Genomic DNA, 21,307 nt, shown 5'->3' with positions numbered 1-21,307 from the left:
CTTACTTGATCAGACCATCCAGCGGCGAAGAGGCGCTGGCATAGAGTTTTTTCGGCATGCGGCCGGCGAGGTAAGCCAGACGGCCCGCGACGATCGCGTGTTGCATGGCTTGGGCCATCATTACCGGCTGCTGGGCGTGGGCGATGGCCGAGTTCATCAGTACGGCGTCGCAGCCCAGTTCCATGGCGATGGTCGCGTCGGAAGCGGTACCGACGCCGGCATCGACCAGCACCGGGATCTTCGCTTCTTCAAGGATGATCTGCAGGTTGTACGGATTGCAGATGCCCAGACCGGAACCGATCAGACCGGCCAGTGGCATCACGGCGATGCAGCCGATTTCCGCCAGTTGCCGGGCAATGATCGGGTCATCGCTGGTGTAGACCATCACGTCGAAGCCTTCCTTGACCAGCGTTTCGGCGGCCTTGAGGGTTTCGATCACGTTGGGGAACAGGGTTTTCTGGTCGGCCAGCACTTCCAGCTTCACCAGGTTGTGGCCATCGAGCAGCTCACGAGCGAGGCGGCAGGTGCGCACGGCTTCGATGGCGTCGTAGCAACCGGCGGTGTTCGGCAGGAAGGTGTAGCGATCCGGCGACAGCACTTCGAGCAGGTTCGGCTCGCCTTCGATCTGGCCCAGGTTGGTGCGGCGTACGGCGAAGGTGACGATCTCGGCGCCCGAGGCTTCGATGGCCTGGCGGGTTTCTTCCATGTCACGGTACTTGCCGGTACCGACCAGCAAACGCGACTGGTAAGTACGACCGGCCAGCACAAAAGGCTTGTCGTTACGAACGATGCTCATGGGGAATCCTCTTCAAGGGTGAGGGTCTTGCAGAATGCTTGCCCTTGCGGGCCGAGGGCGATCAGCCGCCGCCGATGGCGTGCACCACTTCGACATTATCGCCATCGTTCAATGGGGTATCGGCATGCTGGCTGCGCGGGACGATGTCCAGATTGAGCTCGACCGCCACCCGGCGTCCGGTCAGATCCAGACGGGTGATCAGGCCCGCAACGGTTTCACCGTCGGGCAATTCAAAGGACTCACCGTTCAACTGAATGCGCATGCACAACGCCGCCATCATTTTTAGGGGCTGGCATTCTAGCCCGATCATGACCTAAAGGTCAGCACCAAGCGTCAAGCGGTTAGCTGCAAGCGCCAGGCGGCGAGGCCGAGGCAGACCCAACCGAGCAGAAACGCCAGGCCACCGAACGGCGTAATAATGCCGAGTTTGCTGATACCGGTGATAGTCAGCACGTACAGGCTGCCCGAGAACAGCAGAATACCCACGGCGAAGGAAACGCCGGCCCAAGCGACCAGCCGGCCTTGAATCTGCGTGGCCAGCAATGCCACGCCGAACAATGCCAAGGTGTGCACCAATTGGTAGGTGACGCCGGTGTGAAAAATCGCCAGGTACTCCGGGGTCAGACGGTTTTTAAGGCCATGGGCGGCAAAGGCGCCCAGCGCAACACCGGTGAATCCGAAAAAAGCGGCCAGCATCAAAAAGCCACGCAGCATGGGGAACTCCAGTCAGACGCGTTCGGCAGGGTCTGTATAATGGCCCGCTCCACGGGTTCGGCCAAGCCATCTCTATGCTGCGTTCAATTTTCCGTCGTCTCACGAAGGCCCTGCTCTGGTTCGCCGGTGGCAGTGTCTTGCTGGTGTTGGTGTTTCGCTTTGTGCCACCGCCGGGAACGGCGTTGATGGTCGAACGCAAGATCGAGTCCTGGGTCGACGGTGAGCCGATCGATCTGCAACGCAGCTGGAAGCCGTGGGACGAGATCTCCGACGACCTCAAGGTGGCGGTGATAGCCGGCGAGGACCAGAAATTTCCCGAGCATTGGGGCTTCGATCTGCGCGCGATCCAGGCCGCACTGGCCCATAACGAACTGGGCGGCTCGATTCGCGGCGCCAGCACCTTGAGTCAGCAAGTGTCGAAAAACCTGTTTCTGTGGTCTGGCCGCAGCTATCTGCGCAAGGGCCTGGAAGCGTGGTTCACCGCGCTGATCGAGGTGTTCTGGCCCAAGCAGCGAATTCTTGAGGTGTACCTGAACAGCGTCGAATGGGATGACGGCGTGTTTGGCGCTGAAGCGGCGGCCCGGCATCACTTTGGCGTGAGCGCGAGGTCTTTGTCGCGCCAGCAGGCGAGTTACCTGGCGGCGGTGCTGCCCAATCCGCGGGTGTGGAGCGCGAGTCATCCGACCGGTTATGTGTCTCGCCGGGCTGGTTGGATTCGTCAGCAGATGAGTCAGTTGGGTGGGGACAGTTACTTGCTGGGGCTCAACGATTCGCGTCGCGCGCCTTGGTCGGAATAACACTGAAGAACCAGTGTAGGAGTGAGCCTGCTCGCGATAGCGGTTTGTCAGTAACGAAGAGGTTGCCTGATACACCGCTATCGCGAGCAGGCTCACTCCTACAGGGGATTTGTGTGGAGCCGGAAATCAAAACGCCCCGATCATCGCTGATCGGGGCGTTTTTTGTTACTGATTCGCCAGTTATGCGGCGATCGACAACTTGAGCTTGTTCATCGCGCTCTTCTCGAGCTGACGGATTCGCTCGGCCGACACGTTGTACTTCTGCGCCAGGTCGTGCAGCGTGGCTTTTTCTTCTGCCAGCCAACGCTGGTAGAGGATGTCACGGCTGCGCTCGTCCAGCACTTCGAGGGCTTCGTGCAGGTTGGTGTTGGAGTTGTCGCTCCAGTCGGCATCTTCCAGTTGACGCGCCGGGTCGTACCGGTGGTCTTCCAGATAGTTGGCCGGCGACTGGAAAGCGCTGTCATCGTCGGCCTCTGCAGCCGGGTCGAAGGCCATGTCATGGCCGGTCAGACGACTTTCCATCTCGCGCACTTCCCGCGGCTCGACACCGAGGCTTTCCGCCACACGGTGGACTTCCTCGTTGTTCAGCCACGCCAGACGTTTCTTCTGGCTGCGCAGGTTGAAGAACAGCTTGCGCTGGGCCTTGGTGGTCGCGACTTTCACAATGCGCCAGTTGCGCAGGATGAACTCGTGAATTTCCGCCTTGATCCAGTGCACGGCGAACGACACCAGACGCACACCCATTTCCGGGTTGAAGCGCTTCACGGCCTTCATCAGGCCGACGTTACCTTCCTGGATCAGGTCAGCCTGAGCCAGACCGTAGCCGGAATAGCTACGGGCAATGTGTACGACAAAACGCAGGTGGGCGAGCACCATCTGCCGAGCCGCCCCCAAATCCTGCTCATAGTAGAGACTCTCGGCCAGTTCACGCTCCTGCTCCGGCGTCAGCAATGGAATGCTGTTGACGGTGTGCACGTAAGCTTCCAGGTTCGCACCCGGAACCAACGCATACGCAGGTTGCAAAGAATTGGTCATACGAAAAAACCTCCCACTCACATACTCGTGCCTCTCGGCACTGCGAAAAATTGACCGGGAACTCAGGTACAAGTTCCCATAAAAACCGCAAGGTCAATCACGCGCAAAAAAGATTCTACTTCGGCGCCAGCTCCCTGAGATGACGTGCGACTGCAATCCATGCACCGATATAACCCAACAGCACCGCGCCAAGCAAGAGCGACAGACCGTCGGCCACTGGCACGCCGGCCAGGGCGAAATCACTGCCGTACAAGCCGGCCAGTCCAACCACCGCGTCGTTCAGCCAGTTCAGGCCGAACGCCAAAACGCCCCAGGACAACAGCCCTGCACCGAAGCCATACAACGCGCCCATATAAAGGAAAGGGCGGCGCACATAACTGTCAGTGCCGCCGACGAGTTTAATCACTTCTATCTCGGTGCGGCGGTTTTCAATATGAAGACGAATGGTATTGCCTATCACCAAAAGTAATGCAGACACCAAAAGCACAGTCAGACCGAAGACAAAGCGGTCGCCCAGCTTGAGGATGGCGGCCAGACGCTCGACCCAGACTAGATCAAGTTGCGCCTGTTGTACCTTGGGCAGCTCGGAAAGTTTTTGTCTTAATGCTTCGAGTGTCGGCTTGTCGACTTCGTTCGGTGTGACTAAAACCACACCCGGCAAAGGGTTCTCAGGCAACTCACGCAGGGCTTCGCCCAGGCCGGACTGTTGCTGGAACTCTTCCAGTGCCTGATCGCGACCGACATATTCGGCATCAGCGACGCCGGGCATGCCTTTGATCTGCTCACGCAGCGACTCGCCCTGCTCCGGGCTGGCGTCGAGTTGCAGGTACAGCGAAATCTGTGCCGCGCGCTGCCAGGAGCCACCGAGACGCTCGACGTTGTTAAGCAACAGCGAAAGCCCCATCGGCAGACTCAACGCAACGGCCATCACCATGCAGGTGAAGAAGCTGCCGATCGGCTGTTTGCCGAGACGGCGCAGGCTGTCGAGCAGGCTGGCGCGATGGCTTTCAATCCAGGCGCGGAACAGCGTGGCAAAGTCCGGACCGTCGTCATCGTCATGTTTTTTCTTTTTCTGCGGTTGCGGGTCGGCGGCCTTCGGGGCCACGCGCTCGGAAACCTTCGGACTGCGTGTTGCACTCATACCCCGGCCTCCCCGTCGCCGATCAAGCGGCCGCGTTGCAGAGTCAGCATGCGATGACGCATGCGCGCGATCAGCGCCAGGTCGTGACTGGCAATCAGCACGCTGGTGCCCAGACGGTTGATGTCTTCGAACACGCCCATGATTTCGGCGGCCAGACGCGGGTCGAGGTTACCGGTCGGCTCATCCGCCAGCAGCAAGGCCGGGCGGTGAACAATGGCGCGGGCAATGCCGACGCGCTGTTGCTGACCAGTGGACAGGTCGCCCGGGTACAGATCGGTTTTATCCGACAGCGCCACGCGCTCCAGCGCCGAATCGACGCGCTTGGCGATTTCGGCCTTGGACAGGCCGAGAATCTGCAGCGGCAAGGCGACGTTGTTGAACACCGTGCGATCAAACAGCAACTGGTGATTCTGGAACACCACGCCGATTTGCCGGCGCAGAAACGGGATCTGCGCGTTGCTGATGGTGCTCAGGTCTTGCCCGGCGAGCAGCAACTTGCCGCTGGTCGGACGCTCCATCGCCAACAACAGGCGCAACAGCGTGGATTTACCGGCGCCGGAATGGCCGGTGACAAAAAGGAACTCGCCACGACGGACTCGAAAGCTCAGCTCATGCAAGCCGACGTGACCGTTCGGGTAGCGCTTACCGACCTGTTCGAAACGAATCATGAACGCTCCCGCTCGGCAAACAGTGCCTGGACAAAGGGTTCGGCTTCAAAGGTACGCAAATCGTCGATGCCCTCGCCGACACCGATGTAGCGGATCGGCAGGCCGAACTGCTTGGCCAGGGCAAAGATCACCCCGCCCTTGGCGGTGCCGTCGAGCTTGGTCAGCGCCAGCCCGGTCAGCTCGACGGTCTGGTTGAATTGCTTGGCCTGGTTGATGGCGTTCTGGCCAGTACCGGCGTCGAGCACCAGCAGCACTTCGTGCGGCGCGTCGGCGTCGAGCTTGCCGATGACCCGGCGAACCTTTTTCAGCTCTTCCATCAGATTGTCTTTGGTGTGCAGCCGCCCGGCGGTGTCTGCGATCAGCACATCGATGCCGCGGGCCTTGGCCGCTTGCACAGCGTCGAAGATTACCGAAGCGGAGTCAGCACCGGTGTGCTGGGCGATCACCGGGATCTTGTTGCGCTCGCCCCAGACCTGCAATTGCTCCACGGCCGCGGCACGGAAGGTATCGCCGGCGGCCAGCATGACTTTCTTGCCTTCGAGTTGCAGCTTCTTCGCCAGTTTGCCAATGGTGGTAGTTTTGCCGGCGCCGTTGACGCCAACCACCAGGATCACGAACGGCTTGTTCTGCGAGGCGATTTTCAGCGGCTGTTCGACTGGTTTGAGCATTGCTGCCAGCTCGGCCTGCAGGGATTTGTACAGCGCGTCGGCGTCAGCCAGCTCTTTGCGCGCAACCTTCTGGGTCAGGCGCTGAATGATTTGCGTGGTGGCTTCGACGCCTACGTCAGCAGTGAGCAGGCGGGTTTCGAGGTCGTCGAGCAGTTCATCGTCGATGGTCTTGCGGCCGAGGAACAGACTGGCCATACCCTCGCCGATGCTGGCGCTGGTCTTCGACAGGCCCTGCTTGAGGCGGGCGAAGAAACCGGCCTTGGTTTCTTCGCTGCGCGGGGTTTCGACCGGCGTTTCTACGAGGGCTTCAACCGGCACGACTGCAGTCGCAACCGGGGTAACTGACGCAGCGGCAATCGGTGCAGGCTCAGGCTCGGACGGCTGGGCAACCCGTGTGTTCGGCTCGGAAATCGCCGGCGCTTGCTCAACAACCGGTGCAGGCTCAGGCTCCACAGCAACCACGGCAACCGGCGCTGGAGTCACTGGCGTCACCTGCGGCGCAGCTTCTTCGACGAAGGCAGCCGGCTCTTCCGCTACCGGCAAGCTCGGCCTCGGCTCGGCGGCGGACGTCAGCGGCAACTCGGCAGCGGCCGGCGTTTCAGGCTCGGCTTCTGCCTGCGGTTGCAGCACCGGCTCGGCGATCGGCAGAACAATCGGTGCCAGCTCTTCTTCTATTGCAGGTGCTGGCGCCGGAGCCGGCTCAGGAATCGCGGGCGGCTGTTCGACGACGGTTTCCTGCGGTTTCTTCCGCAGCCATCCGAACAGGCTTTTCTTCTCGCCAGCCGCAGCTGGGGTCTTCTTGTCGTCGTTGGAACCAAACATGGAGGACGGCTATCTCACGGTAGCGACGCGCCAACAGGGCGCCCCGGCAAATAAATATTCGATGCAGAACAGACTGTGTTTCATCCAGCTTGTTCACGCGCAACATTTTGTCGAGGCACGTAAGGCACCTCAAGGATCGTTTTAACGATGGTCTATACCGGCAAAAATCGGCGAAAACGCGGAGTTTAGTGGGAAAAACACTGCTTTGCGCCGCGAACCTATACAGCCTTATCAACCCTTGAGGTCTGATAGACGTGGTCGCCGGTAAAACGGATCAGTATCCTAGCACCTCCTCGCCCGCCTAGGCTAAGACCAAGCGGGCAGCCCAACAGGTTGAAAAACGAATGAATGCTCTAGCCCGCCGCGCTGCCGGCCTGCTGCTCAGCGCAGTCTGCCTGCCCCTTTCGGCCCTGGCGGCCGACCCGCAACCGACTCATGAATTCACCCTGGACAACGGCCTAAAGGTTGTCGTGCGCGAGGACCATCGTGCGCCGGTGGTTGTCTCGCAGATCTGGTACAAGGTTGGCTCCAGCTATGAGACCCCGGGCCAGACCGGCCTGTCCCACGCGCTCGAACACATGATGTTCAAGGGCAGCGAAAAAGTCGGCCCCGGCGAAGCCTCGCTGATCCTGCGCGACCTCGGTGCCGAAGAGAACGCGTTCACCAGCGACGACTTCACGGCGTATTACCAAGTGCTGGCCCGCGACCGCCTCGGCGTGGCCTTCGAGCTGGAAGCCGACCGCATGGCCAATCTGCGCCTGCCGGCCGACGAGTTCGCCAAGGAAATCGAAGTCATCAAGGAAGAGCGCCGCCTGCGCACCGATGACAAGCCGATGTCCAAGGCCTACGAGCGCTACAAGGCCATGGCCTACCCGGCCAGCGGCTACCACACGCCGACCATCGGCTGGATGGCCGACCTGGAACGCATGAAGGTCGAAGAGCTGCGCCACTGGTACCAATCCTGGTACGCGCCGAACAACGCAACGCTGGTGGTGGTCGGTGACGTCACCCCGGACGAAGTGAAAACCCTCGCCCAGCGCTATTTCGGTCCGGTCGCCAAGCGCGACGTGCCGGCGGCGAAAAAGCCGCTGGAACTGGCCGAGCCCGGCGAACGCCAGATCACCCTGCGCGTGCAAACCCAGCTGCCGAGCCTGATGCTCGGTTTCAACGTACCGAGCATTGCCACTGCCGAAGACAAGCGTTCGGTGAACGCCTTGCGCCTGATCTCCGCTCTGCTCGACGGCGGCTACAGCGGGCGCATCCCGACACAACTGGAGCGCGGCGAAGAACTGGTCTCCGGCGGCTCGTCGGACTATGACGCCTACACCCGTGGCGACAGCCTGTTCACCTTGTCGGCGACGCCGAACACGCAGAAGAAAAAGACCCTCGCTCAGGCTGAGGCCGGCTTGTGGAAGCTGCTCGAGCAGTTGAAAACCACCGCGCCGTCTGCCGAAGAGCTGGAGCGCGTGCGCGCCCAAGTCATCGCCGGTCTGGTCTACGAACGTGATTCGATCACCAGCCAGGCCACCGCTATCGGTCAACTGGAAACGGTCGGTCTGTCGTGGAAGTTGATGGACACTGAACTGGCCGATCTGGAAAGCGTGACTCCGCAAGACATCCAGAACGCCGCGAAAAAGTATTTCACCCGCGAACGTCTCAGCGTCGCCCACGTCCTGCCACTGGAGACGACTCATGAGTAAGCGCACATCCCCACGCCTGTTGCTCGGCCTGATCGGCGTGGCCGTGATCGGCTCTGCCGCGGTGTACTTGTCGCCAAGCGCTGACAGCCAGGCCAGCGAAGCACTGGATAACGCCAAAACCAGCCAGAAACTGCAATCGCTCGCCGAGCTCGACGGCAAGGCCCCCGCCAGCCGCAAGCTAGACGTGCAGACCTGGAACACCGCTGAAGGCGCCAAAGTGCTGTTCGTCGAAGCCCATGAGCTGCCGATGTTCGACATGCGCCTGATCTTCGCCGCCGGCAGCAGTCAGGACGGCAACGCCCCTGGCCTCGCCGTGCTGACCAACGCCATGCTCAACGAAGGCATCGCCGGTAAAGACGTCGGCGCGATCGCTCAGGGTTTCGAAGGCCTCGGTGCCGATTTCGGTAATGGTGCGTTCAAGGACATGGCGCTGGCCTCCCTGCGCAGCCTGAGTGCCGCCGATAAACGTGAACCGGCGCTGAAGCTGTTCGCCGAAGTGGTCGGCAAACCAACCTTCCCGGCGGACTCCTTCGCGCGCATCAAGAACCAGATGCTCGCCGGTTTCGAATACCAGAAACAGAACCCCGGGAAACTCGCCAGCCTGGAGCTGATGAAGCGCTTGTATGGCGATCACCCGTACGCGCATTCGAGCGACGGCAACCCGCAGAGCGTGCCGAAGATCACCGTCGCGCAAATGCGTGCATTCCATGCCAAGGCCTACGCCGCAGGTAATGCGGTGATTGCGCTGGTAGGTGATTTGTCGCGAGCAGAAGCCGAGGCGATTGCCAATCAGGTCTCCTCCGCCCTGCCGAAGGGCCCGGCGCTGGCGCCGATCGCTCAGCCGCAGGAACCGAAGGCCAGCGTCAGCCACATCGAATTCCCGTCCAAGCAAACCAACCTGATGCTCGCGCAACTGGGCATCGACCGTGACGATCCGGATTATGCGGCGCTGTCGATGGGCAACCAGATTCTCGGTGGCGGCGGTTTCGGTACGCGCCTGATGAGCGAAGTGCGCGAGAAACGTGGCCTGGCCTACGGTGTGTATTCGGCGTTCAGCCCGATGCAAGCCCGCGGCCCGTTCATGATCAACCTGCAGACCCGCGCGCAAATGAGCGAAGGCACGCTGAAACTGGTGCAGGACGTACTCGCCGATTACCTGAAAAGCGGGCCGACGCAGAAAGAACTCGACGACGCCAAACGCGAGCTGGCCGGCAGTTTCCCGCTGTCCACCGCGAGCAATGCCGATATCGTTGGCCAACTCGGCGCCATGGGCTTCTATAATCTGCCGCTGAGCTATCTGGACGACTTCATGCGTCAGTCCCAGAGCCTGACCGTGGAACAAGTCCGCGAGGCCCTGAACAAACACCTGAGCACGGATAAAATGGTCATCGTTACCGCCGGCCCGACCGTGCCGCAAGAGCCGTTACCGGCCCCATCTGACAAACCTGCCGAGCAACCGCTCGGGGTTCCGGAGCATTAATGGCCACTCGACCAGCGAAAAAACCTGCGCATAACGTGCATAACGGCGTCAATCAGCTGCGCATCATTGGCGGCCAGTGGCGCAGCCGCAAGTTGAGCTTCCCTGACGCACCAGGCCTGCGCCCGACGCCGGATCGCGTGCGTGAAACCCTGTTCAACTGGCTCGCGCCGTACGTTGAAGGGGCGAAAGTGCTGGACCCGTTCACTGGCAGCGGCGCGCTGTTTCTCGAAGCGTTGTCCCGTGGCGCGGCCATGGGCCAAGCGCTGGATGCCAGTAACATTGCCGTCTCCAGCCTCAAAGAACACCTCGGCACCCTGCGCTGCACCAACGGTCAGGTACAGACCGCCGACGCGCTGCGCTATCTGGAAACCCAGACCGCGACGCCGTTCGACCTGGTGTTCCTCGACCCGCCGTTCAACCAGAACCTGCTGCCAGCGGTTTGCACATTGCTGGAAGAACGTCAGTGGCTGGCGGCGGATTCGTGGATCTACACTGAAAGCGAGACAGCGCCCTCGACTCTGGGCCTGCCGGGGAACTGGCGCCTGCACCGTGAACAGAAATCGGGGCGGGTTTATTACGCGCTGTGGCAGCGCACGGCAGACATCGCCGATTAGTCCAAGGCGAGCAAGTACCTGTGGCGAGGGAGCTTGCTCCCGCCGGGTCGCGAAGCGGCCCCTCTTTTTCTACTCAAAAGCAGGGGACTGCTGCGCAGCCCAGCGGGAGCAAGCTCCCTCGCCACAATGAGCCTGTGTATTCTGAAAACTGACTATCGGCCTTGTGGGCCTCATCACATCGCTGCATCGAGAACCATCGTGTCCGCCTCTTCAGAACGGTTTATCCCCGCCTTCGGCCTCGGCAATCCACACTTGCAAACCTTGTGGGGGCCGCTGTGGCGCAAGACGGTGCATATCGAACGTGAACGAGAGCGCTTATGGCTCGAAGATGGCGACTTTCTCGACCTCGACTGGCACGGCCCGCACAGTGCCGAGGCGCCACTGGTACTGGTGCTGCACGGTCTGACGGGTTCGTCCAATTCGCCCTACGTGGCGGGCATTCAAAAGGCGCTGGCCGATCAGGGCTGGGCCAGCGTCGCGCTGAACTGGCGCGGTTGTTCCGGCGAACCGAACCTGTTGCCACGCAGCTACCACTCAGGCGCCAGCGAAGACCTTGCCGAAGCCATCCAACACCTGCGCGCCAAGCGCCCGCTGGCACCGCTGTACGCGGTTGGCTATTCACTGGGCGGCAATGTACTGCTCAAACATCTGGGCGAAACCGGCAGCGCCAGCGGCGTACTCGGCGCGGTGGCGGTGTCGGTGCCGTTCCGCCTCGATCAGTGTGCCGACCGTATCGGCCAAGGATTTTCCCGGGTCTATCAGGCGCACTTCATGCGCGAGATGGTCGCTTACATCAAGAACAAGCAGCGCCAGTTCCAGCATGACGGGCGTGAGGACGGGCTGGCAAAACTGGCGGCGCTCGGCTCGCTGGAAAACATGCGCACGTTCTGGGACTTCGACGGCCGGGTGACGGCGCCACTGCACGGTTTCACCGACGCCGAGGATTACTACCGCCGCGCTTCAAGCCGCTACTACCTCGGCGAGATTCGCACGCCGACCCTGATCATTCAGGCCGCGGACGATCCGTTCGTGTTTTCCCACAGCCTGCCGCAAGCGGCTGAGCTGTCGGACTGTACGCAGTTCGAATTGCAGGCGCGTGGCGGTCACGTCGGTTTCGTCGACGGCTCGATTCGTCAGCCCGGGTATTACCTGGAGCGGCGTATTCCGCAGTGGCTGGCCGCCGCCTGCCTGTGAACACCGCATCCCCCCTGTAGGAGTGAGCCTGCTCGCGATAGCGGTTCGTCAGTTAAAAATCAATGCCTGACAGGACGCCTTCGCGAGCAAGCCCGCTCCCACACGGATTTGCGCTTTGATCAGATTTTGCCATGTCGCACGAGACTATGTGGGAGCGGGCTTGCTCGCGAAAGCGGTGTGTCAATCAGCGCTGAATTCACAGACAAACCGCTATCGCGAGCAGGCTCACTCCTACAGGAGGTTTGTGGTGGTTATGCGCCGGTGGCAACGCCGCGCGAAGGCTCGTTGATCCACTCGCTCCACGACCCGGCATACAAAGATCCCAACGGATAACCCGCCAGGCACAGTGCAAACAAGTTGTGACACGCCGTCACCCCGGAGCCGCAATAGGCGACCAGATCAGCCGGCGAGCGGTCGCCCAGTTTCTCCGCAAAGCGCTGCTTGAGTTGCGCCGCCGGCAGGAATCGCCCGTCGCTCCCGAGGTTGTCGGTGAATGCCGCGCATTGCGCACCGGGAATATGTCCGGCAACCGGATCAATCGGTTCGACCTCGCCTTTGAAACGCGGCAGCGCGCGGGCGTCGAGCAGGGTCAGCGTTGGCTGGCCGAGGCGTTGCTGCAATTGTTCGGCGCTGAGCAGCAGGCGCATGTCAGGCTGACCGGTAAAACTGCCCGGCGTCACGCTTGGCGGATCCAGGCTCAGCGGCAGGCCAGCCGCGTGCCAGGCCTTGAGCCCACCATCGAGGATAAACACACCGTCACGCTTGCCCAGCCACGCCAGCAACCACCACGCCCGCGCGGCATATGCGCCCGGACCGTCGTCATACAAAACCACCTCGCTGTCATTGCTGATGCCCCAGGCTTGCAGGCGCTCGATCAAGGCTGCCGGCTCCGGCAATGGATGGCGACCCGTTACGCCCTTCTCGACCTTACCGCTGAGGTCACGCTCCAGGTCCGCAAAGCTCGCCCCGGCAATGTGCCCTTCGGCGTAGCTGCGTTGGCCGTAGTCCGGATCTTCGAGGGCGAAACGACAATCGAGAATCACCAGCCCCGGCTGCTCTTTGCGGGCATCGAGGGCTTGCGGGCTGATCAATTGCGCTATCGGCATAACGGGGCTCCTGGTGGCTTTCAACACTACGGTTTATTGCACGTCTTCGAGGGCCTGGGCCAGCGGTACGTAGAACTCGTCGAACAGGGCATTGACTTGCTCACGCGCCTGCTCGGTGACGAATCCCGCCTCCAGCACCAGCACCTGGTACACGCCACGCTTTACCGCCTGTTCGCTGAGATGATTGGAATTCTCCCGGGTGGTGCACAGAAAACGCACCCACGACGTCAGGATGATCCAGGCGTTGAGGGTCAGCGATTCGATCTGCACGCGATCCATTTTCAGAATCCCGGCGGCGACAAAACCTTCGTAGATCGCCGCGCCCTGGATCACGCAGCGCTGGGAAAAGCGCCGGTAACGCGCGGCCAGTTCCGGGTCGCTGTCGAGCAGATGTTCGAGGTCGCGGTGCAGAAAGCGGTAACGCCACATCGCCGACAGCAATTCCTTGAGATAGAAACGCTTGTCTTCGACGGTTGCCGCGCGCCCCTGCGGCGGCCGCAGGAAGCTGTCTACCAGCGCTTCGTACTCGCTGAACAACACAGCGATGATCGCCTGCTTGTTAGGGAAGTGGTAGTACAGGTTGCCCGGAGAAATCTCCATGTGCGCGGCGATGTGGTTGGTACTGATGCTGCGCTCGCCCTGTTGATTGAACAGCTCCAGGCTGTTCTGCACGATGCGCTCGCTGGTTTTTATTCGTGGGGCCATGGCTTGAGCTTTAATTCAGAGTGCGTAGACGGAGCATCTTACGACCTAACCGGAAATGGATAAAACACTGCTGTGCCGGGAAGTCATTTGACTTTCTAGAGTATAGACTCTAAAAAGTCCTCCACTACAATAAAATCCGGAGCCTTCGATGACCGCCGACATTGCTTATCTGCAGACGTTGCAACAGCCACTGGACGAGCTGGATCGGTTGTTCGAAGCGCAACGCGCAGCTTATGCACTCAACCCGATGCCACCCGCCGCACAGCGCCAGCAATGGCTGAAGGCATTGCGCGAACTGTTGAGCAGCGAGCGTCAGGCATTGATCGAGGCCATCAGCGCCGACTTCAGCCATCGCAGCGCCGATGAAACCCTGCTCGCCGAACTGATGCCGAGCCTGCACGGCATTCACTACGCCAGCCGCCACCTCAAAGGCTGGATGAAACCGTCGCGACGCAAGGTCGGTGCCGCTTTCCAGCCCGCTTCAGCGAAAGTGGTGTATCAACCGCTGGGGGTGGTCGGTGTGATCGTGCCGTGGAATTACCCGTTGTACCTGGCCGTCGGCCCGATGGTCGGCGCATTGGCGGCAGGCAATCGGGTGATGCTCAAGCTCAGCGAATCGACCCCGGCCACCGGACTGCTGCTCAAGCAATTGTTCGCGCGAATCTTCCCCGAAGACCTGGTCTGTGTAGTGCTCGGCGAAGCCGATGTCGGCGTGGCGTTCTCGCGCCTGCCCTTTGATCACCTGCTGTTCACCGGCTCCACCAGCGTCGGCAAACATGTCATGCGCGCCGCCGCAGAAAACCTCACCCCGGTCACCCTGGAGCTGGGCGGCAAGTCCCCGGCCATCGTGTCCCGCGATGTCCCCCTCAAGGACGCCGCCGAGCGTATCGCCTTCGGCAAAACCCTCAATGCCGGACAGACCTGCGTCGCCCCCGATTACGTGCTGGTGCCGGAAGACCGCGTCGGGGCCTTCGTCGAGGCCTATCGCCTGGCCGTGCAGGGTTTTTACCCAAGCCTGGCGGACAACGCCGATTACACCGCGATCATCAACGACCGCCAGTTGGCGCGCCTCAACGGCTATGTCAGCGACGCGACCAGCAAGGGGGCGCTGTTGATTCCGTTGTTCGAGCAAGGCCAGGGCCGACGCATGCCGCACAGCGTGCTGCTGAATGTCAGCGACGAGATGACCGTGATGCAGGACGAAATTTTCGGTCCGCTGCTGCCGATCGTGCCGTATCGCGATCTGGAACAGGCATTCGCTTACATCAATCAGCGGCCTCGTCCTCTGGCTCTTTACTACTTCGGCTACGACAAACGCGAACAGCAGCGGGTGCTGCACGAAACCCATTCCGGCGGCGTGTGCCTCAACGACACCCTGCTGCACGTGGCACAAGACGACATGCCGTTTGGCGGCATCGGCCCTTCAGGCATGGGGCATTACCACGGCCACGAAGGTTTTCTGACTTTCAGCAAGGCCAAAGGTGTGTTGATCAAACAGCGCTTCAACGCGGCGCGATTGATTTACCCGCCGTACGGCACATCGATCCAGAAGCTGATCCAGAAGCTGTTCATCCGCTAAATAGCTGTTACTGCCCGGGTAATAAAAACAATGCACCCAAGCCTGACCGAAACACCTGCCCTGTCGCGCCGTGGCCTGCTGAAATTCAGCCTCGGCGCCACGGCGTTTCTCGCCACCGCCGGGCTTGGGGCGAGCCTCAGCGGCTGCTCTTCAAGCGTTATGGCCAACGGCTTCGTCGCGCTGCGCGACGGCGACCTGTTGTTTTTGCGCGCACTGATCCCGGTGATGCTTGAGGGCGCCGTGGTCGCGGCGAACATGCCCGCTGCGGTGGACGGCACGCTCAAGTCGCTGGACTACAGCCTTGATCGCCTGTCGCCGGAAATGCTCAAGCTCACCCGGCAATTGTTCGACGTGCTGGGCATGGCCGTGACCCGTGGGCCGCTGACCGGCATTTGGGGCAGTTGGGAAAATGCCAGTCCCGAAGCGATGCGCAGTTTTCTCGAGCGCTGGGAAAACAGTTCGTTGAGCCTGCTGCGCATGGGCCATAGCTCGTTACAGCAGATGGTGATGATGGCCTGGTATACCCGCGCCGAATCCTGGGCTCATTGCGGTTATCCCGGGCCGCCGAAGGTCTGAGACCGAGGCGCGGCCTTCGCGAGCAGGCTCGCTCCCACATTTGAATGCATTCTCCTGTGGGAGCGAGCTTGCTCGCGAAGGGGCCAGCCGCACACCGCAGCATCCAAAAATAATAAAGAGAACCTGATCGATGCCCGTACCCGACCCCTTCCGCGAAGGCCTCGCCCGAGGCTGGAAAACTTACAACGGCGCGCAACTGACCGACGACCTCAGCCTTGAAGCCGATGTGGCAATCATCGGCAGCGGCGCCGGCGGTGGCACCACGGCGGAAATCCTCAGCGCGGCCGGCTATAAGGTCCTGTTGATCGAAGAAGGCCCGCTGAAAACCAGTTCCGACTTCAAACTGCTCGAAGACGAGGCCTACAGCAGCCTCTACCAGGAAGGCATCGGCCGCATGAGCAAGGACGGCGCGATCACCATCCTGCAGGGCCGCGCAGTCGGCGGCACGACGCTGATCAACTGGACGTCGAGTTTCCGCACGCCCGAGCCGACCCTCGAACACTGGGCCAAAGAACACAACGTCACAGGCCACAGCCCGGCAGAGATGGCGCCGTGGTTCGAAAAGATGGAACAGCGCTTGGGCGTGGCCCCGTGGAGGGTTCCGCCCAACGCCAACAATGACGTGATCCGCAAAGGCTGCGAACAGCTCGGCTACAGCTGGCACGTGATTCCGCGCAACGTACGCGGCTGCTGGAACCTCGGTTATTGCGGCATGGGCTGCCCGAGCAACGCCAAGCAATCGATGATGGTCACGACCATCCCCGCAACGCTGGAAAAGGGCGGCGAGCTACTGTATCTGGCGCGGGTGGAAAAGCTGCTGATCAGCGGCGACAAGGTCTCCGGCCTGCATTGCGTGGCGATGGACGAACGCTGCGTCGAACCGACCGGACGCCGCATCACGGTCAAGGCGCGGCACTACGTACTGGCCGGCGGCGGCATCAACAGCCCGGCGCTGTTGCTGCGCTCAGATGCCCCGGATCCGCATAAATGCCTGGGCAAGCGAACCTTTCTGCATCCGGTGAACATGTCCGCCGCGCGCTTCGCCGATGTGGTCAATCCGTTTTACGGCGCGCCGCAATCGATTTATTCCGACCATTTTCAGTGGAAGGACGGCACCACCGGACCGATGGCGTTCAAGCTGGAAGTACCGCCGCTGCACCCGGCGCTCGCGGCCACCTTACTCGGTGGTTTTGGTCAGGAAAACGCACAACACATGGGCGATCTGCCACACACCCACGCGATGCTCGCGTTGCTGCGCGACGGTTTTCACCCTGACAGCATTGGTGGCTCGGTTGAATTGCGCAGCGACGGTTCGCCAGTGCTCGACTATCAGGTTTCGCCCTACGCCTGGGAGGGGCTGCGTCGGGCCTTTCACGTCATGGCCGAAATCCAGTTCGCCGGTGGCGCGCAATCGGTAATGCCGATGCACGCCGATGCGCGTTACGTGAAGACCCTTGGCGAAGCTCGCACCCTGATCGATGGCCTGAGTCTCGAGCTGTACCGCACGCGACTGGGCAGCGCCCACGTCATGGGCGGCTGCACGATGGGCGAGGACCCGAAAAACGCGGTCACCGACAGCCTCGGTCGCCATCATCAGCTCAGTAATCTGTCGATTCACGACGGCTCGCTGTTCCCCACCAGCATCGGCGCCAACCCGCAGTTGTCGGTGTATGGCCTGACCGCGCAACTGGCCACGGCGCTTGTCGACCGGCTGCAAAACCCATGAATTTTCGCGATATTGCCATCGTCTATAGTGCTTTCTTACCCAACAGGCGACTTGGCCGACCGGGAAGGCTGCGATACCATCCGACTCCCCAACGGACTCCCGCCAGGACGACGCGATGAACCGAGTGTTGTACCCAGGTACCTTCGACCCTATTACCAAGGGCCATGGCGATCTGGTCGAACGCGCCTCGCGCCTGTTCGATCACGTGATCATTGCGGTCGCCGCCAGCCCGAAAAAGAACCCGCTGTTTCCGCTGGAACAACGGGTCGAACTGGCTCGCGAGGTCACCAGACACCTGCCGAACGTGGAAGTGGTCGGTTTCTCGACGCTGCTCGCGCATTTTGCCAAGGAGCAGAACGCCAACGTGTTCCTGCGCGGCCTGCGCGCGGTGTCGGACTTCGAGTACGAGTTCCAGCTGGCCAACATGAACCGCCAGTTGGCCCCGGACGTGGAGAGCCTGTTCCTCACCCCGTCGGAGCGTTACTCGTTCATTTCGTCGACACTGGTGCGGGAAATTGCCGCGCTGGGTGGCGATATCAGCAAGTTCGTTCACCCGGCCGTGGCCGACGCATTGACCCTGCGCTTTAAAAAGTAAGCGCTGCCGAAGGCTCGGGCTGCGATCAGACGATCTTTCGATCCTGAAATGATCGCAGCCGAGTGCCCTTGATCGCCCCCGCGTGCACTGCGAGCGCCAATGCGGCACAATTGCGCGCATTGATTTATAGCGCCCGGGCGTGCCGCCCCGGCTGGAGTTAGCATGTCCCTGATCATCACCGACGATTGCATCAACTGCGACGTCTGCGAACCCGAGTGCCCGAACGCCGCCATCTCCCAAGGCGAAGAGATCTACGTGATCGACCCGAACCTGTGCACCCAGTGCGTCGGCCACTACGACGAACCGCAGTGCCAGCAGGTCTGCCCGGTGGATTGCATTCCGCTGGACGAAGCCCATCCGGAGACGGAAGAGCAGTTGATGGCGAAGTACCGCAAGATTACCGGCAAGGCCTGAGCCTTCAGCGCCTTTACCGACGCTATCGCGAGCAGGCTCACTCCTACATTGGAACGGGTTTCAACTGTAGGAGTGAGCCTGCTCGCGATGAGGCAATCAGCAGCACCCACAAATCCCTGATCAGCTCACTCGCGCCGCTCAAACCCCTCCCCCGTACACCCCAGACACCGCACAAACGCCGCCTTCGCCGGATCCACCACCAGCGCCTGCCCTGCATCGCCTACTCCGCCACCCAACGCGGTAAACGGCAGAGACACCAAAAACGCCCCCGCACCAATCACCGTCGCCACTACCAGCAAAGGTCGGGCAATCAGCAAGTCGCCAAGCATGGCATAAGCCGGAGGATTCTGGATGGTGTAGCGCGGATCACCGCTGCCGCTTTCCGAAGCCTGAGCCAGCAGGCTGGAACACAGCAGCGCAGTGATGAAGAAGACTTGCAGGACTTTCATGGCACGATCCTTCGGGCTGTACAGTGAGACTTCTCACTATAGACCGGAGGATTTTTTCAGGTCTGGCAGCGCGGGCAAAACACGCTGGCACGCTGGCCCAGCTTCACTTCCCGCAGCCCGGTACCGCAGACTTTGCAGTGTTCACCGCCTCGGCCGTAAACAAACAGTTCCTGCTGGAAATACCCCGGTTGGCCGTCACCGCCGATAAAGTCCCGCAGCGTCGTGCCGCCACGCTCGATGGCCGCGGCGAGGATGCGTTTGATCTCGATCGCCAGCTTCAGGTAACGCCCCCGGGAAATCCCCCCGGCCTCGCGACGCGGGTCAATCCCGGCGGCGAACAGCGCTTCGGTTGCGTAAATATTGCCCACCCCGACCACCACCGCGTTATCCATGATGAACGGCTTGACCGCCATCGAGCGCCCGCGCGACAGCTGGAACAAGCGCTCGCCATCAAATAGATCGGTCAGTGGCTCCGGCCCGAGACGAATCAGCAATTCGTGGTTGAGCGGGTCGGTACTCCAGAGCATTGCACCGAAACGCCGCGGGTCGGTGTAGCGCAGGGCCAGCCCCGACTCCAGTTCGATATCGACGTGCTCATGCTTGAGCGCCGGCAAGCCGACCTCCACCAATCGCAGATTACCCGACATGCCCAAGTGGCTGATCAACGTGCCGATCTCGGCATTGATCAGCAGGTACTTGGCGCGCCGCTCGACCAGCACGATACGTTGCCCCGACAGACGCACATCGAGATCGTCGGGGATCGGCCAGCGCAACCGCCGGTCACGCACAATCACCCGGCTGACGCGCTGGCCCTCCAGATGCGGAGCAATGCCCCGGCGGGTGGTTTCGACTTCCGGCAATTCAGGCATGGCGTCCTCGGATCAATGCGCGCCGAGGTCGCGGATGGTTTGTTTGAGGGTTTCGAAGTCGTAGTCCGACAGACCGACGTAATCGAGCACCAGCGGGCCGACCGCCTGCCATTCGAAATCCTCGGTCTGGTTGCCCAGCACCCGGTACGAGGCGCAAATGTGCTCGGCCATTTTCAGGATCGCCAAGAGGTTTTTCAGCTGGCTGTTCTTCGACGATTCGTCGCTGAAAATCGCCAGTGCGTTGTGGTGGTTGGCGATGGCGGCGCTGACATGCTCCGGCAGGCGCCACGACTTGGCGGTGTAGTAACCGACCACGGCGTGGTTGGTGTTGAACACGCGGTTCTCGGTATCAACCACCCGGCAGTCAGGGCTGGCACTGGCGTAGGCCTCTTCCAGCACGGTCATGTAATTGGGGAAGCGTTGCAGCATCAACGGCACGCCGCAGTCGTGGAACAGGCCCAACGCGTAGGCTTCGTCGCCGGCCTGGGTGCCGATGCGCTTGGCCAGGGTCAGGCAGGTCATTGCCACATCCTGCGCGGTGTCCCAGAAACGGTTGAGGGTGACGATGGTGTCGTCATTCATCTCGCCCTTGATCGACTGCGCGTTGATCAGGTTGATGATCGAACGGCTGCCCAGCAGGTTCACCGCGCGCTGGATCGAGGTGATCTTGTTGCTCAGGCCGTAATACGGCGAGTTGACGATTTTCAGCAGCGCGCCGGACAGGCCGGGATCCTGGGAGATCAGCCTGGCGATCACCTCCAGGTCCGGGTCGGGCATGTACTGCTCCATTTGCAGATCCACCATGATCTGCGGTTGCGCCGGCACACTGATGCCTTGCAGCGATTGTTGAATCTGTTCGGTGGTCAGCTCTTGGGACATAAGTACACACTCTGGGACAGGCGGCGATTCTAACCGCTGAAACCGCAGGGCGACACACCGGCAGGCACATCGCTGGAACTTTCATCCGCGCGCAGGCTTCGGACTCTGTAGGGCGCGTCGCACCGTTGTGGTCCGGCGCGAAGCAAACTCCCACAGACTCAGGAGCTTACCGATGGCAATTTCCCTCAGCGGCAAACGCGTCGCTTTTTTGGTAACCGACGGTTTCGAGCAGATTGAATTGACAGGTCCCAAGGACGCCCTCGAACAGGCTGGCGCGCAGGTCGATATTCTTTCGGCCGAGGCCGGCACGGTCAAAGGCTGGAACCATGACAAACCGGCGGACGATTTTCCGGTCGCCAACACCTTCCAGGCCGTGAGCATCGATCAATACGATGCCGTGCTACTGCCGGGCGGTGTGCAGAACTCAGACACCATTCGCATCGATCAGGACGCTCAGCATCTGGTCAAGACTGCCGCCTCGGCCGGCAAACCGATTGCCGTGATCTGTCATGGCAGCTGGCTGCTGATCTCGGCGGGCCTGGTCAATGGCAAAACCATGACCAGCTATAAAACAGTCAAGGACGATCTGGTCAACGCCGGTGCGAACTGGGTCGATCAAGAGGTGGTCAAGGACGGCAATCTGATCAGCAGCCGCCAGCCGGACGATGTGCCGGCGTTCAGTCAGGCCTTGATTGAAGCGCTGGCGGCGTAACATGCCCACCTGTGGCGAGGGAGCTTGCTCCCGCTCGGCTGCGCAGCAGACGCAAACCCTGCGACCCG

At 61.3% G+C, this 21,307-nt stretch carries 23 protein-coding genes; 11 read left to right on the top strand and 12 right to left on the bottom strand.

Annotation, left to right across the window (positions count from 1 at the left end; genetic code table 11):
* Position 1 precedes the first annotated feature (1 nt).
* From HU739_RS19575 to HU739_RS19565, 3 genes are all read right to left on the bottom strand, one after another.
* The gene (locus HU739_RS19575) at positions 2–796 is read right to left on the bottom strand and encodes a thiazole synthase (RefSeq protein ID WP_186551207.1); all 795 of its coding nucleotides are present in this window, start codon (positions 794–796) and stop codon (positions 2–4) included.
* Positions 797–857: 61 nt separating this feature from the next.
* On the bottom strand, positions 858–1,058 hold the full coding sequence (gene thiS, locus HU739_RS19570) for a sulfur carrier protein ThiS (protein WP_186551208.1): 201 nt from the start codon (positions 1,056–1,058) through the stop codon (positions 858–860).
* 71 nt (positions 1,059–1,129) lie between these two features.
* Positions 1,130–1,510, bottom strand: coding sequence for a DUF423 domain-containing protein (locus HU739_RS19565; RefSeq protein WP_186551209.1), 381 nt, complete (start codon positions 1,508–1,510; stop codon positions 1,130–1,132).
* Positions 1,511–1,584: 74 nt separating this feature from the next.
* Here HU739_RS19565 and mtgA point away from each other — a divergent pair, with 74 nt between their 5' ends.
* Positions 1,585–2,307, top strand: a complete 723-nt coding sequence (mtgA, locus tag HU739_RS19560) for a monofunctional biosynthetic peptidoglycan transglycosylase (RefSeq protein ID WP_186551210.1) — start codon at positions 1,585–1,587, stop codon at positions 2,305–2,307.
* A gap of 180 nt (positions 2,308–2,487) precedes the next feature.
* On the opposite strand, the gene rpoH is transcribed toward mtgA, so the two are convergent.
* The 4 genes from rpoH to ftsY all read right to left on the bottom strand — a co-directional run bounded on the left by rpoH (position 2,488) and on the right by ftsY (position 6,641).
* On the bottom strand, positions 2,488–3,342 hold the full coding sequence (gene rpoH / locus HU739_RS19555) for an RNA polymerase sigma factor RpoH (protein WP_016772717.1): 855 nt from the start codon (positions 3,340–3,342) through the stop codon (positions 2,488–2,490).
* Positions 3,343–3,457: 115 nt separating this feature from the next.
* Entirely contained in the window at positions 3,458–4,483 is a 1,026-nt protein-coding gene (ftsX, locus tag HU739_RS19550; RefSeq protein WP_053124717.1) for a permease-like cell division protein FtsX, read from the bottom strand.
* On the bottom strand, positions 4,480–5,151 hold the full coding sequence (gene ftsE / locus HU739_RS19545) for a cell division ATP-binding protein FtsE (RefSeq protein ID WP_003229148.1): 672 nt from the start codon (positions 5,149–5,151) through the stop codon (positions 4,480–4,482). Before ftsE ends, ftsX begins: the two co-directional genes overlap by 4 nt.
* Positions 5,148–6,641, bottom strand: coding sequence for a signal recognition particle-docking protein FtsY (ftsY, locus tag HU739_RS19540; RefSeq protein WP_186551211.1), 1,494 nt, complete (start codon positions 6,639–6,641; stop codon positions 5,148–5,150). Before ftsY ends, ftsE begins: the two co-directional genes overlap by 4 nt.
* Before the next feature lie 344 nt (positions 6,642–6,985).
* On the opposite strand from ftsY, the gene HU739_RS19535 reads away from it, so the two are divergent.
* From HU739_RS19535 to HU739_RS19520, 4 genes are all read left to right on the top strand, one after another.
* Positions 6,986–8,341 carry a M16 family metallopeptidase gene (locus HU739_RS19535; protein ID WP_186551212.1) on the top strand — a complete coding sequence of 452 codons (1,356 nt, stop codon included), beginning with the start codon at positions 6,986–6,988 and terminating at the stop codon, positions 8,339–8,341.
* Positions 8,334–9,821, top strand: coding sequence for a M16 family metallopeptidase (locus HU739_RS19530; protein WP_186551213.1), 1,488 nt, complete (start codon positions 8,334–8,336; stop codon positions 9,819–9,821). The genes HU739_RS19535 and HU739_RS19530 overlap by 8 nt, the downstream gene beginning before the upstream one ends.
* Positions 9,821–10,435 (top strand): 16S rRNA (guanine(966)-N(2))-methyltransferase RsmD, encoded by a 615-nt coding sequence (rsmD, locus tag HU739_RS19525; protein ID WP_186551214.1) that lies wholly within the window; start codon positions 9,821–9,823, stop codon positions 10,433–10,435. Before HU739_RS19530 ends, rsmD begins: the two co-directional genes overlap by 1 nt.
* A gap of 198 nt (positions 10,436–10,633) precedes the next feature.
* Entirely contained in the window at positions 10,634–11,629 is a 996-nt protein-coding gene (locus tag HU739_RS19520) for a hydrolase (protein WP_186551215.1), read from the top strand.
* A gap of 251 nt (positions 11,630–11,880) precedes the next feature.
* Here the strand turns inward: HU739_RS19520 and HU739_RS19515 are convergent, their stop codons facing one another.
* Positions 11,881–12,735, bottom strand: a complete 855-nt coding sequence (locus HU739_RS19515) for a sulfurtransferase (RefSeq protein ID WP_186551216.1) — start codon at positions 12,733–12,735, stop codon at positions 11,881–11,883.
* 33 nt (positions 12,736–12,768) lie between these two features.
* Positions 12,769–13,440, bottom strand: coding sequence for a TetR/AcrR family transcriptional regulator (locus HU739_RS19510; RefSeq protein ID WP_186551217.1), 672 nt, complete (start codon positions 13,438–13,440; stop codon positions 12,769–12,771).
* A 148-nt stretch (positions 13,441–13,588) separates the two neighbouring features.
* On the opposite strand from HU739_RS19510, the gene HU739_RS19505 reads away from it, so the two are divergent.
* The 5 genes from HU739_RS19505 (at position 13,589) to HU739_RS19485 (ending at position 18,330) form a co-directional block, all read left to right on the top strand.
* On the top strand, positions 13,589–15,019 hold the full coding sequence (locus tag HU739_RS19505; RefSeq protein WP_186551218.1) for a coniferyl aldehyde dehydrogenase: 1,431 nt from the start codon (positions 13,589–13,591) through the stop codon (positions 15,017–15,019).
* 30 nt (positions 15,020–15,049) lie between these two features.
* On the top strand, positions 15,050–15,595 hold the full coding sequence (locus tag HU739_RS19500) for a twin-arginine translocation pathway signal protein (RefSeq protein WP_186551219.1): 546 nt from the start codon (positions 15,050–15,052) through the stop codon (positions 15,593–15,595).
* Positions 15,596–15,725: 130 nt separating this feature from the next.
* Positions 15,726–17,321, top strand: a complete 1,596-nt coding sequence (locus tag HU739_RS19495) for a GMC family oxidoreductase (protein ID WP_186551220.1) — start codon at positions 15,726–15,728, stop codon at positions 17,319–17,321.
* 115 nt (positions 17,322–17,436) lie between these two features.
* On the top strand, positions 17,437–17,916 hold the full coding sequence (coaD, locus tag HU739_RS19490; protein ID WP_042606545.1) for a pantetheine-phosphate adenylyltransferase: 480 nt from the start codon (positions 17,437–17,439) through the stop codon (positions 17,914–17,916).
* Between the two features lie 162 nt (positions 17,917–18,078).
* Entirely contained in the window at positions 18,079–18,330 is a 252-nt protein-coding gene (locus HU739_RS19485; protein WP_046487844.1) for a YfhL family 4Fe-4S dicluster ferredoxin, read from the top strand.
* Between the two features lie 125 nt (positions 18,331–18,455).
* Here HU739_RS19485 and HU739_RS19480 read toward each other — a convergent pair whose 3' ends face one another.
* The 3 genes from HU739_RS19480 to HU739_RS19470 are packed head-to-tail and all read right to left on the bottom strand — an operon-like array spanning position 18,456 to position 20,473.
* The gene (locus HU739_RS19480; RefSeq protein ID WP_186551221.1) at positions 18,456–18,779 is read right to left on the bottom strand and encodes a multidrug transporter; all 324 of its coding nucleotides are present in this window, start codon (positions 18,777–18,779) and stop codon (positions 18,456–18,458) included.
* A 56-nt stretch (positions 18,780–18,835) separates the two neighbouring features.
* Positions 18,836–19,648 (bottom strand): bifunctional DNA-formamidopyrimidine glycosylase/DNA-(apurinic or apyrimidinic site) lyase, encoded by an 813-nt coding sequence (gene mutM, locus HU739_RS19475; RefSeq protein ID WP_186551222.1) that lies wholly within the window; start codon positions 19,646–19,648, stop codon positions 18,836–18,838.
* 12 nt (positions 19,649–19,660) lie between these two features.
* Complete coding sequence (locus HU739_RS19470; RefSeq protein ID WP_186551268.1) at positions 19,661–20,473, bottom strand: HDOD domain-containing protein; 813 nt, start codon at positions 20,471–20,473, stop codon at positions 19,661–19,663.
* Between the two features lie 226 nt (positions 20,474–20,699).
* On the opposite strand from HU739_RS19470, the gene HU739_RS19465 reads away from it, so the two are divergent.
* Complete coding sequence (locus HU739_RS19465; RefSeq protein ID WP_186551223.1) at positions 20,700–21,239, top strand: type 1 glutamine amidotransferase domain-containing protein; 540 nt, start codon at positions 20,700–20,702, stop codon at positions 21,237–21,239.
* Positions 21,240–21,307 lie beyond the last annotated feature (68 nt).

Source organism: Pseudomonas hamedanensis (genome assembly GCF_014268595.2).
GTDB classification, from domain to species: domain Bacteria; phylum Pseudomonadota; class Gammaproteobacteria; order Pseudomonadales; family Pseudomonadaceae; genus Aquipseudomonas; species Aquipseudomonas hamedanensis.
The sequence above is the reverse complement of the archived record's forward strand: the minus strand, read 5'-3'. Positions and strand labels throughout refer to the sequence as shown.

Excerpts from the sequence above, each read along its gene's own strand:
- HU739_RS19575 (WP_186551207.1), bottom strand. The coding sequence starts at position 796 with ATGAGCATCGTTCGTAACGACAAGCCTTTTGTGCTGGCCGGTCGTACT.
- thiS (WP_186551208.1), bottom strand. The coding sequence starts at position 1,058 with ATGCGCATTCAGTTGAACGGTGAGTCCTTTGAATTGCCCGACGGTGAA.
- HU739_RS19565 (WP_186551209.1), bottom strand. The coding sequence starts at position 1,510 with ATGCTGCGTGGCTTTTTGATGCTGGCCGCTTTTTTCGGATTCACCGGT.
- mtgA (WP_186551210.1), top strand. The coding sequence starts at position 1,585 with ATGCTGCGTTCAATTTTCCGTCGTCTCACGAAGGCCCTGCTCTGGTTC.
- rpoH (WP_016772717.1), bottom strand. The coding sequence starts at position 3,342 with ATGACCAATTCTTTGCAACCTGCGTATGCGTTGGTTCCGGGTGCGAAC.
- ftsX (WP_053124717.1), bottom strand. The coding sequence starts at position 4,483 with ATGAGTGCAACACGCAGTCCGAAGGTTTCCGAGCGCGTGGCCCCGAAG.
- ftsE (WP_003229148.1), bottom strand. The coding sequence starts at position 5,151 with ATGATTCGTTTCGAACAGGTCGGTAAGCGCTACCCGAACGGTCACGTC.
- ftsY (WP_186551211.1), bottom strand. The coding sequence starts at position 6,641 with ATGTTTGGTTCCAACGACGACAAGAAGACCCCAGCTGCGGCTGGCGAG.
- HU739_RS19535 (WP_186551212.1), top strand. The coding sequence starts at position 6,986 with ATGAATGCTCTAGCCCGCCGCGCTGCCGGCCTGCTGCTCAGCGCAGTC.
- HU739_RS19530 (WP_186551213.1), top strand. The coding sequence starts at position 8,334 with ATGAGTAAGCGCACATCCCCACGCCTGTTGCTCGGCCTGATCGGCGTG.
- rsmD (WP_186551214.1), top strand. The coding sequence starts at position 9,821 with ATGGCCACTCGACCAGCGAAAAAACCTGCGCATAACGTGCATAACGGC.
- HU739_RS19515 (WP_186551216.1), bottom strand. The coding sequence starts at position 12,735 with ATGCCGATAGCGCAATTGATCAGCCCGCAAGCCCTCGATGCCCGCAAA.
- HU739_RS19510 (WP_186551217.1), bottom strand. The coding sequence starts at position 13,440 with ATGGCCCCACGAATAAAAACCAGCGAGCGCATCGTGCAGAACAGCCTG.
- HU739_RS19505 (WP_186551218.1), top strand. The coding sequence starts at position 13,589 with ATGACCGCCGACATTGCTTATCTGCAGACGTTGCAACAGCCACTGGAC.
- HU739_RS19500 (WP_186551219.1), top strand. The coding sequence starts at position 15,050 with ATGCACCCAAGCCTGACCGAAACACCTGCCCTGTCGCGCCGTGGCCTG.
- HU739_RS19495 (WP_186551220.1), top strand. The coding sequence starts at position 15,726 with ATGCCCGTACCCGACCCCTTCCGCGAAGGCCTCGCCCGAGGCTGGAAA.
- coaD (WP_042606545.1), top strand. The coding sequence starts at position 17,437 with ATGAACCGAGTGTTGTACCCAGGTACCTTCGACCCTATTACCAAGGGC.
- HU739_RS19485 (WP_046487844.1), top strand. The coding sequence starts at position 18,079 with ATGTCCCTGATCATCACCGACGATTGCATCAACTGCGACGTCTGCGAA.
- HU739_RS19480 (WP_186551221.1), bottom strand. The coding sequence starts at position 18,779 with ATGAAAGTCCTGCAAGTCTTCTTCATCACTGCGCTGCTGTGTTCCAGC.
- mutM (WP_186551222.1), bottom strand. The coding sequence starts at position 19,648 with ATGCCTGAATTGCCGGAAGTCGAAACCACCCGCCGGGGCATTGCTCCG.
- HU739_RS19465 (WP_186551223.1), top strand. The coding sequence starts at position 20,700 with ATGGCAATTTCCCTCAGCGGCAAACGCGTCGCTTTTTTGGTAACCGAC.